We start from the raw sequence: 12,640 nt of genomic DNA, 5'->3' as shown, positions 1-12,640 counted from the left end.
ATACTGGAGGCGTATATGAGTAGAACAAATTATGGTTACTTACTGATCATTCTAGCCTTAATCCTACTGTTGACAGCTTGTGGACCAGGTCCAAAGTCTGGCAATCGATACGAAAAAGATATTCTGAACACACTCTCCCCAAGATACAACCTACAATTCAAAGTAGTAGAACGGACGGGCGTAACCAACAAAGACGGTTATGAGAAACTAATCTTATCTCCCATTAATGATCCGAACATTAAATTTTTTGCCAGTTCCATTTATGCGAAATCATACTATTCAATTTTTCGTTCGGAACAACATCAGGAAAGTTATCTAGACGGTCTTTTCTTTGCTTATGCCCCTTCATTGTACGCCAGACATTTAAATTTCAAGTTCCCTTCTGACTATTTCAGTGAAACGCTGAAGTATGGGGAGATTTACAAATCTACATACGAGAGGGATGGAACCGCACCATATATCATCGATGGAGTTACCGAAAAAGATTTCATTCCGTTATCCAAGGACTTTTATGAGATTATAAAGGAATTCTATCCGCACAGACCACCTTCTCCGAATTTAGTCAATCAGCTCGGTTCCACCATAGAACTTCCATACAGATTTGAAGGCAGTACAAAGCTGCAATTGATCCGCCACAATTTCGCTTCTGCTGAACCATACGACTCTTATGAAATCTATAGGCAATTTGTTAGCAGTTATGAACAGATGAAAGAAGGGAATGAGTGATGAGAGGCTCTTATAAAATCTCCATTCTGATGATCATTTGCTGTATTCTGTTGACAGGGTGCTTCTCGGGGAGTCACAAGTCAGGAGATAAATATGTGAAGAATGCTCTAGCATATATGAAGGCATACTATTTTATTGATTTTGAATATTCAAGAGTCATAGGAAAAAATGACGATGGATCCGACATTTTGGAGCTCTACCCTAAGCTCAATCCAGACATCAAATTTAACTACCAACAGTACATTATCCAGTATCCTCTTCACAAAACTGATAAATATAACGTTTCTAAGAATTACGAGGAAGTCCTCTGGATTAAAAAATATGCAGATGTCTATCAAAGGATTCTGGGTAAACCCGTGAATACCGATGCTATTTGGGAAGCTTATCAGAAAACAGATTTCACCCAAACTAGCTTTCTCGAGTTCCTGAGAACCACCGATTATGTGATTTCAATTCCACCAAATTCAATCCCAGAGTTCTCCCAAAAGATTTATGCAATGTCTCAAGCGATTGCTGAATTCCCAGAGATCAGCCGCGTGGGAGGAAGGCGCATTGATGAACTGCCTTACCAGTTTGAAAATCAAAAGGATCTCTCACGCGCTTACTTTTTATCGAATGATTTCAGTTTTAATGAAGAAACGACCCTTCAGCAGCTCACTCAGCATTATCAATATATGAAGGACACCGGGGAATTGAAATAATTTATATTCCTCAGATAGCACTCTCAAAAAAAGCCGGCCAAACTCAGGACAATACACCTGAAATTAAGTCGGCTGAATATTAAACTTAGTTTGTTTTAGAAGCAGGAAGCTTTTTTAATGTAATCTTTCATCAAACATGAGTTGGATTTGAATACCAAAGGGATCTTCAATGATACCGTAGGCTTTGCTAAACACATTGCTAGATAAAGGAGCAATAATTTTCACGCGCTCGTCTGTGATTAAGCTTTTATAAAAACCTTCAATCCCCTCTAAGTCAGCACTTTGAATACATAATGAAGTGTTATTGCCCACTGTATATTTCTCATTCGTATTCATTGTATCTTCTGCTATCATTATTTTTGTTTTTCCGATTAACAAGACAGAGTGAGTAATATAATCCTTATTTTCATCCGTAAGCTGTATGGAGCTGTCACGCTCTGCTAGTTGTTGATAGGTGACACGTAGCAATTCCTCTGCGTTAAAATGTTCTTTGTAAAATTCTATAGCTTCCTTAGCTCTTCCATTCATCGATAAAAAAATAGCTACTTCTAGGGTTGTACTCATAGTATAAATCTCTCCTTTTATATATTTGATATCTGGCCTTAAACTTATTATCCTATATAAAGGTATCAAAACATGACACCCTTATAAGGAGTTTTATATATGAAAAAATCAGAACGGTTAAATGACATGATGAGGTACTTAAACAATCGAGAATTCTTTAATTTAAGTGATCTCATGGATAAATACGCTATTTCAAAAAGTACAGCTCTACGCGATATTAGTTCATTAGAACAATTAGGTATGCCTATTTTCGCGGAACATGGAAGACACGGACGTTATGGACTTTTAAAAAACAGATTGTTATCCCCTATTATTTTCACGATAGATGAAGTCTATGCGCTGTATTTTGCCATGCTGACGTTAGAATCTTATCAATCTACACCCTTTCATCTGAGTGTTAACAAGCTAAACGAAAAGTTCGAGCACTGTCTTTCGAGTACACAAATCAACCAAATTCACAAAATGAAAAAGGTCCTGCAATTCGAAATGTATCAGCATAAGCATGTCAGCCGTTTTTTAGATAAAATCCTAGCAAGTATTCTAAATGAGAGTGCCTGTAACATTGCATATACAAAAGAAAACCAAACAAAAAGCTACCCTGTTCAATTCTTTAGGATTTCCGCTAAGTTTGGTCAATGGTATGCCACTGGAATAGAGCTTACGACGAATACATATAGAGTTTTTAGATGTGATCGAATAACCTTCATTGAAGAAGAGGAAAGCAAAGCTCGTTATTCTATAGAAGAACTTCTTAGTCGTTCATTAGAAATCTATCAGTCTGCGAAGAGTATTGACTTTGAAGTTGAGATTGCGGAACAAGCAAAGGATATTTTTTATAAAGAACATTATCCTTCTATGAAAATAGAGGTGGGTCCGAAAACAGTCATTAAGGGATTCTATAATCCAGGTGAAGAGGATTTCTTGGCTAATTATTTTATGCGATATGGTCATGCTGTTACATCCGTGAAACCTGAAGCCTTAAAACAAATGATTCAGAATAGAATAGAGAATCTCTTACATCATTATCAAAAATTATAAATTGGAAAAAAAAGAGGGGTCTACGCCCCTCTTTTTTGTATGGATTAAGATTTTATTTTTCCGATGGATAGACTCACTCGATAATTCCCATGATTCAAAAGTTGAGCCAGAAATGCCTCAAGCTCCTCATTAGAAGCAAAATGTCCGGTTAATACATAACATCCTTCTCCGCTAATTCGATGCACTTCGGTAATAGCATCCTCTGCCATCACGAACTTCTGAAATAAAGGATGATTGGCTGATTCCACAAAAAATGTAATAAAGGCTGTGATAGACAGACCTAGCTTTGCTTTATTAGTAACGATCGTATATTGCTCGATAACCCCCAAATCTTCTAAACGCCTAATGCGATTTCCGACCGCTTGGCCGGTCATATGTATCTTTTGGCCAATGTCCTTCCACTGAATTCTGGAGTTTTCTCTTAGTAATGCTAGTATCGCAAAATCGATATGATCAAAAATAAAAATCAATCCTTTCGTCATGAAAGCAAATGGACATATAGCGTTTCGCCAACTTATTCAGCATTTAAGCATGAATATCTATACTTAGTTATATCCTGATTCACTAGTTAGTAGCCATTGAAACAGTGATAACTAAAACACTTCAAAGGAGGCCCAAGAATGCTATTACAAGAAATTTTGGAGTATAACGATCAGTTCGTAGAAGACAAGGAGTATCTACCTTATGAGGGAACGAAATTCCCTAAAAAACGCATGATTGTCGTAACATGCATGGATGCTCGACTGATTGAGCTGCTGCCTAAAGCCCTAAACATACACAATGGGGATGCCAAAGTCATCAAAACAGCAGGTGGAACGATTACCCATGCATTTGGAAGCATCATGCGCAGTATCGTAACGGCTGTCTACGAACTGAATGCGGAAGAAATTTATATCATCGGTCACCACAATTGTGGCATGAGTCAAAGCAACCCTGAAGGAACACTTCAAAAAATAATGGATCGCGGAGTCGCGACACCAGAAATTCTTTCTTCACTTGAATATGCAGGTATCGATCTTCATAAATGGTTGTTCGGCTTTACGAATGTCGTAGATTCGATTAGAGGAAACATAGATCTGGTGCGTAATCATCCGCTCATTCCGAAAGAGGTAGCTGTTCATGGTCTGGTGATTGCACCAGACACTGGTAAACTCGATCTGATTGTAAATGGATATGAACAAGTAACAGGCCACGACAAGCACTAAGCGATACTCATTATACTAAACTAAAGGGAGCAATGAAATATGAATAGAAAAGAAGCGACACAACAGATATTGGACGCTAAATTTGCAAAAGGATTAACTTGGGGCGAAATCGCAAAGGTAAGCGAGCATTCAGAGAGCTGGGTTGTAACTGCACTGTTGGGTCAAGCAACAATGACACGTAATGAAGCAGATAAAATGGGGGAATTGCTTGAACTCGACGAACAAGTGGTTCAAGCGCTCGCACAAATCCCACACCGTGGTGATGTCATCGATATGCCGCCTACAGATCCAGGATTGTATCGCCTATACGAAATGCTGCTTGTATACGGTCCAACGATTAGAGAACTTGTTTTAGAGAAGCTTGGCGAAGGTATCATGAGCGCAATCGATTTCCAATTCGACGTACAAAAGCAAGAAGATCCGAACGGTGACCGCATCATTCTGACGATGAACGGAAAGTTTTTGCCATACCGCAAATGGTAATAGATTAATAAGCAAGCCACCTTTTAACGATTTCAAATCGAAAGGTGGCTTTCATTTTCCGTATAGATTGTAAAGTTAACAATAGTAAAGGTGAGTTGATATGGAGAATAAACGCGTTACTAATAGTCTCAGTACTGTACAATGGTTTATTTTTTTGCTAGCCAATGCAGTGGCTCTGCCCATTGTCATTGGAGGTATTTTTCAATTGTCGTTTGAACAAATTTCAACCTTAATGCAGCGGACGTTTTTCGTTGTAGGAATCAGTTCGTTTATTCAGGGGTGCTTCGGACATAAATACCCTATTGCAGATGGACCTGCGGGATCATGGGTAAGTATCTTTGTCATATTAGGCAACTTAGCCTTCATTCAAGGGCAAGATCAGATGCATACATTACAAATTCTAGAAGGAGGATTAATCGTAGCCGGTCTTCTTCTCTTCGTATTAGGAACTACAGGGCTAGTTTATAGGCTTAAATTTTTATTTACACCCTTAGTTTCAGGTTCATTTTTGTTCATTCTCTCCTTGCAATTAAGCGGTGTATTAGTCAAGGGCATGCTTGGATTACAGGGAACAAGCGCCGAACCAGATGTTATGGCAGCACTCATATCCTTTTTTATTTTTGGACTTGTTATTTTTCTCTCTATTAAAGGAAGCGGATGGATTAGTAGTTACGCCGTACTGATTGGAATCGGCTTGGGTTCGGGACTATTTGCAGCATTGGGGAAAGTGAGGCTAACATTTACAGCTTCAACTCCCGTCTTGAAGTTCCCTCAAATTTTTGCTTGGGGAGTACCTCAATTCGATCTAGGGATCGTGATTACCTCACTGTTGTTTACGTTTTTGTTAGTATCCAATACAATTTCTTCTATTTCCGCTGTAAAACAAGTAGTTCTGGTTGTACCGAAAGATGAAAAAACAGCATTAAGTCGAGGGATTTGGACGGGAGGGATCTCTCATATACTAGCCGCCCTATTCTCAACGATAGGCGTTGTTCCATTGCCAGCCTCGGCGGGCTTTATGAAATTAACGGGGCAAAAGCGAATTCGGCCATTTCTTATGGCCTGTCTGTTACTAACCGTTATCGCGCTTATGCCGTCCGTTGTCAATGTGCTAGCGTTACTTCCAGCGCCAGTAGCCAGTGCAGCACTTCTAGCTACTTTTGTACAAATCGTAGGGATTGCATTCCAATCCTTGTTGCGGGAACAGCTTGATCATCGCCGATTAACGATACTAGGAATAACGTTGTTGGTGAGCATCGGACTTATGTTTTTGCCTCCAGCGGTATTTCAGAGTCTTCCTTCCACACTTCGATATATTTGCAGTAATGGTCTGCTTGTCGGCACTATACTGGCCATGCTTTTAGAGCAATTGTGGAAGGGTGAAAAGAAAATAAGCCATTATCAAAAAATATAAAGCTAATCAAAAGGGGTGAAAAACATAGCTTGGAGAACTGCCTTAGCCTTTTTGAGGTTACGCGTATCCAGTTGGTTAAGCATGTCTACGATTTGACTCATTTCATCGTTTTTCATTGCCTCAAGAGATTCTCCAGTGTTTAATAGTTCTTCTTCAGCAACCGATTCCGAATGAACCCATGATGCTTCTAAAGTATCCCTGAACGCTTGGATCAGAAATAACAATTCATCTGTGTTATATCTCTGTAGAAACCGGTTTATCCCTTTATTCATCTGATGATGTAGAGCTTGGTGCAAAACGAATATTTCTTTACCCAGAGGTGTTGTAAGAAACAGCACTTCTTTTTTATTATCGGGAAGATACTCCGTGCGAATAATTTGCTGCTGCACTAATTTTCTAGTGATTTTGGACACGCTGCCTTTCGGAATTCCGAATTGCTTCGAAATGGTAGTGCCATTCACCGGCTCAAGCTGTCCAATCGCATCTATTACATGCAGCATCATGACTGTGGAGTCTTGGAGGAAATCAATGATAAGGGGGTTACTGCAGTTCTGAATCAACCATTCCTTCTCTTCATCATCCTCCGATTGAAATCGCTTTTGTAGTTGGGGAATCATCTCTATCAGTTTTTTTATCAGAATATCCTTATTAGGTAAGTTCTCGAAAGAATGCGTCACTGTTAAGTCTCCTCGTAAATTCATCTTATGCTCATTTTAACAAGACACAGATCATAAATAAAGTTTCCTAGAAATAATATTGACAACAAGGAAACTTAAAACGTATTATTGTTTCCATGGTTAATATTTTATTTCAAGGAAACAATAATACGAAAAGAAGGTATTTATATGAATGTCTTAATTATTTTTGATCATCCATACGGAGCAACAGCGTCCGAGAATGTCCCCCATCAGCGAAGCTATTCCGCAGCCTTATTAGCCTCCGTAATGCGAGGTCTCACCATCAAAGGCCATACGATTGATCTTATCGATCTGCATGCCAATGGATTTGATCCCGTCATGTCGCACGAAGAACTCACTGCTTGGCGGCAAAAGAGAACCACCGACCCGCTAGTCGCCAATTATCAGCAGCGTCTTATAGCAGCGGATCATATTGTCTTCATTTTCCCTATATGGTGGGAAGCCATGCCCGCTCTTACCAAAGGTTTTCTTGATAAGGTATTCGCAAAAGGCATTGTCTACAAAGAAACTAAACCTGGGCGGCCCTTCAAATGCTTGCTCCCGAATATTAAAGGAGTGTCCCTGCTGACCGTAATGAACACGCCCGACTTCTTTTATCGCTGGATTTTTGGCAACCCCATCACCAAAATTCTATTCAGAGGCACCTTCCGCAAAATGGGAATACGGAAGAACCTCCGTTGGTATAATTATGCCGGGATGTCAGATCGCAGCTTAGAAGAGCGGGTGAAGCATCTTGATAAAACAGAACAACGGTTTGCACGACTGGACTAAACTAGACTAGATCAAATTACTCAAGCGCTGACTGATTCTGAGAACTGAATCTCTGGTTTCTTCATCTCCCTAAGCACCAGCAATCCAATGAATAAGGATACAACGCCGATAATCATCAGCAGCGCCCCCAGCTCCTGACTGTAGGCTGTTAGCGCCCCATCCCGAAAAGCCATTCCACGTATGAGGCGATTAAGCCAGTTCATAGGTAATACCCATGCGGAAATTTGAAAGAACTCTGGAAAGGCAAGTGGACTCAGCTGGATTCCAGTAGCAAGAAACGACGGATACAACACGAAATTGGTTCGTAAATTAACTTTGGACACGTCTTTGGCAGTATAACCAATCAACAGACCCATAAGCGACAAGGCAAAGGCATATACAAACAGTGGAATAATAAACAGATAAGGCGCTGCTTCAAAGCGCATTCCCCCCACCTGCTTTAATAAGCCATAACATAGGAGCAGCGAAATAGTGGTCAAAACAGCGTAAGGTACACTGCGAACCCAAATCTGCCAAGGAGACTTCCCGTTTGCAAAGAGTTTCCCCTCCTGCCGCAACCGAGGGACAATTGAACCCGCTGCGCTTGTTGTAATCATCAGCACCACAATATTCACAAATCCAATGACCATAAAACCCACATAACTTGTGGTCGGGTTAAACAACATCCGCTGCTGGAGAGATAACGGAGAAGCAAGCCCTTTAGAGGTTTCGGCATCCACCCCCTTTTGGAGGAGCCGGGTCATAGAAAGAGTCACATTTTCCGTCTGGATGACTTCCTGAATCGCAGTCCGGATGCCGGTTAACCCTGATGGCATTGTATTATCCATTAAGATGCCAATATTCGTTGATATCCCCTGCTGCTGATGTTGCCCCAACTCTTTGGGAAGCATGATGACCGCTACAGCCTGCTCATTTGCTAGTAACGTCTCTGGGTTCAGGCGGCTGGAGTACACATTTGTTACGTTCATATATGGAGAGGCATTTATCTTTGAGATCAGCTGTCGTGAATACGAACTGTGATCCTCATCAATGACAACAACATGCGATTCGCTGATTTGGTTCTTCGAGAACATTAAGCCAAAAAATAGGGCCGCAATAAGCGGACCTATAAAAATCAGGCGTAAATACTTACTGCCCGCCACGTACTTCCATTCGTCAATCAGTGACTTCATCGAGCTTCACCTCCGCTGTCATCCCCGGAAGCAAATCAGCATTCCCATCCATAGTTACACGGACAAGAAACATGCTTAAATCGGCTTGCCCTTTTTCACGTGACATACGTAAGCTCGCAAATTGAGGCGCGGCTGCGATAGATGTAATTACACCTGTCACCTCCGTTGGGTGCTCCAAATATGGAAAATGAACGCCAATACTTTGATTCACCTCTAGCTTTTGGATTTCACTTTCTTGTATGTAGAGATCTGTATAAAAGTTGTTTTTTTGCAAAACCGCCATTGGCATTCCTAGCTGGACTAGATCTCCCGGCTTTACAATAATCTTGTTGACTGATCCGTCCTCCGGCGCAACTACATCCGTTTCTCCTTCAGCAGATTTAACCTTAAACAGCACCTCTCCCTGTTTTATAGAATCACCTGCAGCCACACCGACCTCGACAATTGACCCTGGACTATTCTGATAAAATATTGTCTTCTGCTCCGCATCCAGAATCCCTTGTTTCCTGCTCTCAGCCTGACTGACTGCATCCTTTCCTTTTACAGCAAGAAGCGCCCCTCCAACAATCAGCACAATCGCAATTCCTATATATAGCCCTGCTTTTATCTTCATTTTCCACTCTCTTTCATCACCATTTTTTTAACTGCATTTTCAGCAGCCTCCATAATTACTTCTCCCAATGTGGGATGAGGGTGAATGGTCATCCCCAAGTCCTCCACAGTGGCTCCCATCTCAATAGCAAGAGCAAGCTCCGACACGAGTGTGGATGCCTCTACTCCAACGATTTGCGCACCCACTACGACTCCTGAATTTAGGTCCGCTACAAGCTTGACGAAACCTTCCGTCTCCCTCAAGGCCAAGGCTCTTCCGTTAATCCCAAAGGAGGATTTGCCAATAACCAGCGAAATGCCTCTTGCCTTTGCTTCTGTTTCACTTAAGCCGACACTGGCCAGCTCTGGGTGCGAAAAAACAACGAGCGGGATGGCTCGATAATCAACTTCGGAGGAGAGACCTGCAATGGCCTCTGCCGCAATCTTTGCTTCGTACGATGCCTTATGAGCGAGAGTCGGGCCTGCCGTAATATCTCCAATTGCAAAAATATGCGGGATAGCTGTTCTGCACTGTTCGTCCGTCGCAATCAATCCCCTACTCGTCACTGGCAAGCCTATGCGATCTAGTCCTAAATTGCCGTCTGTATTTGGTTTTCTGCCCACAGTAACTAACACATATTCCGCTGTAACATGCTGCTGTTCCTGATTTTTTAAATAATGCAGTGTAATGGTATCTGCACTCTCCACTACGTCCACAGCTGTCGCTCCGGTAATAATTTTCATGCCATCGGCTTTCAGCTGCGTTCCAACAGGGCTCACAAGCTCCGCCTCAAATCCAGGCAGCACTTGTTCTCCCCCTTCCAGAATCGTTACCTTTGTTCCGAATTTGGCATACATCTGCCCCAGCTCGACACCAATATAGCCCCCACCTATAACTACTAGGCTAGTTGGAATCTCAGGGAGCGACAGTGCTTCTGTGGAAGACAAAATACGTCCGCCAACAGGAAAGGCTGGCAGCTCAATCGGACGAGATCCTGTAGCCAGGATAGCGTTTTTAAAGGATAAGGTTTGCTCCTGTCCAGACTGACTGATGATAGCTGTATGTTCATCAACCAAACTAGCCTCTCCTTCGAAAATGCTCACCCCAGCAGTCTTTAATAAATAACTGACTCCACCTGCCTGCTTATTCACAACTCCTTGTTTAAAATCCTGAGCATTTTTAAAAGATGCTGACGCATCTGCAAAATTGAAAGGACTGAGCAAATCATAGCGATGTGATTCAGCAATTAATGCTTTGGATGGGATACATCCAACATGCGTGCAGACTCCGCCAAGCTGGTTGCGTTCAACAATCGCCGTTTTCATCCCAAGCTGTGCAGATCGCAGCGCCGCCACATAACCTCCCGGACCTGATCCAATGACCAATGTTTCTACGGCTTCAAGCTTACTCATCTCCTGATACCTCCTGTTGAACTTTTTTAAAATATGATGATCGTAATATATTATTACCATCATATTTTAAAACAGTCAATAACCTTGCCTCGCCTTTCACAAGCTAACTTTCTCAGAATCGCTAAATTGACAGGCTTTATTATGACGCCTATAATATTTTAAAAGTAGAACTATGAAGCTGTGGAGTGATTACAATGCCGTATCCCAAAGGTCATAAAATAAAAGTTCGAAATAAAATCGTTGAAAGTGCTGCTCAGGCTTTTCGCACCAACGGTATTCACGATGTAAGCGTTCCGTTCATTATGAAGGGGGCCGGATTAACTCATGGCGGGTTTTATTCCCATTTTGACAACAAAGAACAGCTTGTCGCGGAAGCCTGCCGGTATGCCATCAGCGATACCATCGCACTTCTGCAGAAGGTCGCTGACCAGGAAGAGCAGAACCCCAAAATCAATGCTGTCATTGATTATTATTTAAGTCCGTATCACCGCGACAAAATGGAGATGGGCTGCATTATCCCTGCCCTTTCTAGCGAAATATCCCGTTCCTCAGAAGAAGTTCGGCAGGTATTCACGCAGGAACTGGAACGGATGATTGCTTTTATCTCTAATCTGGCGGGAATTGACGCGTCCAAAGGTAGTGCACTGTTCAGTACTATGGTTGGCTCCCTTGTTCTTGCACGGACGGTTAAAGATCCTGAACTGAGCGACAACCTACTCTCGTCTGGCAAACAGTATGCCAAAGCGCTAGTAAGAGTCTAATATAAAAAAACACGCCAATAAATGGCGTGTCGTAGTTAAATTTATTAAAATTCTTCATACGATGCGGGATCTTGATCAGCTATGCGACCTGTTGGCGAGGTTAATGCGGAAATAACGGTCATCTCAGCTTCCGATAATTCAAAATCAAAAATATTCAGATTATCACGCTGATGCTCTAGAGAAGAAGCCTTTGGAATGGGAATAGCCCCAAGCTGTATATGCCAACGTAAGATAACCTGCGATATCGATTTATTATGAACCTTGCCTATTTCCGCTATTTCCTCATTTTCCAGTACACTGCTAGCCCGTCCCAATGGACTCCACGATTCAATCACTATCCCATGCTCTTTGTTCCATGCACGTTGCTCTTCCTGATTAAAATGAGGATGCAGCTCAATCTGATTCATACTCGGCGCTATACCAGTTTCTTGTATCAAACGTTCAATATGCTCCGGCAAAAAGTTACATACACCGATGGAGCGAATCAAACCTTGCTTACGTGCCTCGATCATCGCCTGCCAGGCCTCAACATATAAATTCACTCTAGGGTTAGGCCAGTGGATGAGATAGAAATCATAATAATCCAATCCGGCTCTGAATAAAGACTCCTGTATAGTAGACAACGCTTCTTTATAAGAGTGATGGCGTCCTGGCAGTTTGGAAGTAATGAGTAGCTCTTCCCTAGGCACAGAACTTTGCCGAACAGCCTGGCCTACAGCACCTTCGTTCTCATAATTAAACGCAGTGTCGATCAGACGATAGCCAACATCAATCGCCTTAGTGATGTTTTGTGCTCCCTCAGTTCCGTTTAACGCGTAGGTACCAAAACCAATCGCAGGCACCTTCACTCCATCGTTCAATACGATTTCAGGTATTCTCTCAGTCATCGTCGCTCTTCTCCTTTGTTGTCATTTAAACCCCTGTCGATCCATCTTATAATTATTATAACATCCTCATAGTAAACTCAATCATTGGGTCACCTGAACAACCTCTAGCCTATTAGTAAGCCGCTTTCGTGGGCATCCGATTTATTTTTTATAGTAAAATGAATCTACAACACAGGATTTTCGTAATGTTATGAATTAAAAGTAGAGATAAGAGGT

Annotated in this window: 15 protein-coding genes; 8 read left to right on the top strand and 7 right to left on the bottom strand. The window is 41.8% G+C overall.

Annotated elements, in window-relative coordinates:
- Positions 1 to 15: 15 nt before the first annotated feature.
- Entirely contained in the window at positions 16 to 726 is a 711-nt protein-coding gene (locus NSQ91_RS03825) for a hypothetical protein (protein WP_340916491.1), read from the top strand.
- A 95-nt stretch (positions 727 to 821) separates the two neighbouring features.
- A complete protein-coding gene (locus NSQ91_RS03820) occupies positions 822 to 1,427 on the top strand; it encodes a hypothetical protein (RefSeq protein ID WP_139329906.1) in 606 nt (201 codons plus the stop codon).
- 114 nt (positions 1,428 to 1,541) lie between these two features.
- On the opposite strand, the gene NSQ91_RS03815 is transcribed toward NSQ91_RS03820, so the two are convergent.
- Complete coding sequence (locus tag NSQ91_RS03815; protein ID WP_076128596.1) at positions 1,542 to 1,991, bottom strand: VOC family protein; 450 nt, start codon at positions 1,989 to 1,991, stop codon at positions 1,542 to 1,544.
- 99 nt (positions 1,992 to 2,090) lie between these two features.
- On the opposite strand from NSQ91_RS03815, the gene NSQ91_RS03810 reads away from it, so the two are divergent.
- Positions 2,091 to 3,029: a helix-turn-helix transcriptional regulator gene (locus NSQ91_RS03810; RefSeq protein ID WP_248549439.1), complete on the top strand. Its 939-nt coding sequence runs from the start codon at positions 2,091 to 2,093 to the stop codon at positions 3,027 to 3,029.
- 44 nt (positions 3,030 to 3,073) lie between these two features.
- Here the strand turns inward: NSQ91_RS03810 and NSQ91_RS03805 are convergent, their stop codons facing one another.
- Positions 3,074 to 3,511 carry an Lrp/AsnC family transcriptional regulator gene (locus NSQ91_RS03805; protein ID WP_076185110.1) on the bottom strand — a complete coding sequence of 146 codons (438 nt, stop codon included), beginning with the start codon at positions 3,509 to 3,511 and terminating at the stop codon, positions 3,074 to 3,076.
- A 138-nt stretch (positions 3,512 to 3,649) separates the two neighbouring features.
- Between NSQ91_RS03805 and NSQ91_RS03800 the strand changes: the two genes are divergently transcribed.
- From NSQ91_RS03800 to NSQ91_RS03790, 3 genes are all read left to right on the top strand, one after another.
- A complete protein-coding gene (locus NSQ91_RS03800) occupies positions 3,650 to 4,234 on the top strand; it encodes a beta-class carbonic anhydrase (protein WP_076185111.1) in 585 nt (194 codons plus the stop codon).
- Between the two features lie 39 nt (positions 4,235 to 4,273).
- On the top strand, positions 4,274 to 4,717 hold the full coding sequence (gene cynS / locus NSQ91_RS03795) for a cyanase (RefSeq protein ID WP_076302909.1): 444 nt from the start codon (positions 4,274 to 4,276) through the stop codon (positions 4,715 to 4,717).
- Positions 4,718 to 4,817: 100 nt separating this feature from the next.
- Positions 4,818 to 6,131, top strand: coding sequence for a purine/pyrimidine permease (locus NSQ91_RS03790; RefSeq protein ID WP_340916485.1), 1,314 nt, complete (start codon positions 4,818 to 4,820; stop codon positions 6,129 to 6,131).
- Between the two features lie 2 nt (positions 6,132 to 6,133).
- On the opposite strand, the gene NSQ91_RS03785 is transcribed toward NSQ91_RS03790, so the two are convergent.
- Positions 6,134 to 6,808, bottom strand: a complete 675-nt coding sequence (locus NSQ91_RS03785) for a winged helix DNA-binding protein (protein ID WP_248549437.1) — start codon at positions 6,806 to 6,808, stop codon at positions 6,134 to 6,136.
- A 168-nt stretch (positions 6,809 to 6,976) separates the two neighbouring features.
- Between NSQ91_RS03785 and NSQ91_RS03780 the strand changes: the two genes are divergently transcribed.
- A complete protein-coding gene (locus NSQ91_RS03780) occupies positions 6,977 to 7,600 on the top strand; it encodes an NAD(P)H-dependent oxidoreductase (RefSeq protein WP_340916481.1) in 624 nt (207 codons plus the stop codon).
- 20 nt (positions 7,601 to 7,620) lie between these two features.
- Here NSQ91_RS03780 and NSQ91_RS03775 read toward each other — a convergent pair whose 3' ends face one another.
- From NSQ91_RS03775 to lpdA, 3 genes are read right to left on the bottom strand one after another with little or no spacing between them, the layout of a single operon-like run.
- Positions 7,621 to 8,772 carry an ABC transporter permease gene (locus NSQ91_RS03775; RefSeq protein ID WP_339246432.1) on the bottom strand — a complete coding sequence of 384 codons (1,152 nt, stop codon included), beginning with the start codon at positions 8,770 to 8,772 and terminating at the stop codon, positions 7,621 to 7,623.
- Positions 8,756 to 9,385, bottom strand: a complete 630-nt coding sequence (locus tag NSQ91_RS03770) for an HlyD family efflux transporter periplasmic adaptor subunit (RefSeq protein ID WP_076308495.1) — start codon at positions 9,383 to 9,385, stop codon at positions 8,756 to 8,758. The genes NSQ91_RS03775 and NSQ91_RS03770 overlap by 17 nt, the downstream gene beginning before the upstream one ends.
- A complete protein-coding gene (gene lpdA, locus NSQ91_RS03765) occupies positions 9,382 to 10,776 on the bottom strand; it encodes a dihydrolipoyl dehydrogenase (protein ID WP_340916478.1) in 1,395 nt (464 codons plus the stop codon). The genes NSQ91_RS03770 and lpdA overlap by 4 nt, the downstream gene beginning before the upstream one ends.
- Before the next feature lie 194 nt (positions 10,777 to 10,970).
- Between lpdA and NSQ91_RS03760 the strand changes: the two genes are divergently transcribed.
- The gene (locus NSQ91_RS03760) at positions 10,971 to 11,537 is read left to right on the top strand and encodes a TetR/AcrR family transcriptional regulator (RefSeq protein WP_076185118.1); all 567 of its coding nucleotides are present in this window, start codon (positions 10,971 to 10,973) and stop codon (positions 11,535 to 11,537) included.
- 44 nt (positions 11,538 to 11,581) lie between these two features.
- Here NSQ91_RS03760 and NSQ91_RS03755 read toward each other — a convergent pair whose 3' ends face one another.
- Complete coding sequence (locus NSQ91_RS03755; RefSeq protein WP_340916476.1) at positions 11,582 to 12,424, bottom strand: aldo/keto reductase; 843 nt, start codon at positions 12,422 to 12,424, stop codon at positions 11,582 to 11,584.
- Positions 12,425 to 12,640: the final 216 nt, after the last annotated feature.

The organism is Paenibacillus sp. FSL R7-0048 (genome assembly GCF_038004505.1).
Taxonomy (GTDB): domain Bacteria; phylum Bacillota; class Bacilli; order Paenibacillales; family Paenibacillaceae; genus Paenibacillus_AQ; species Paenibacillus_AQ odorifer.
The sequence above is the reverse complement of the archived record's forward strand: the minus strand, read 5'-3'. Positions and strand labels throughout refer to the sequence as shown.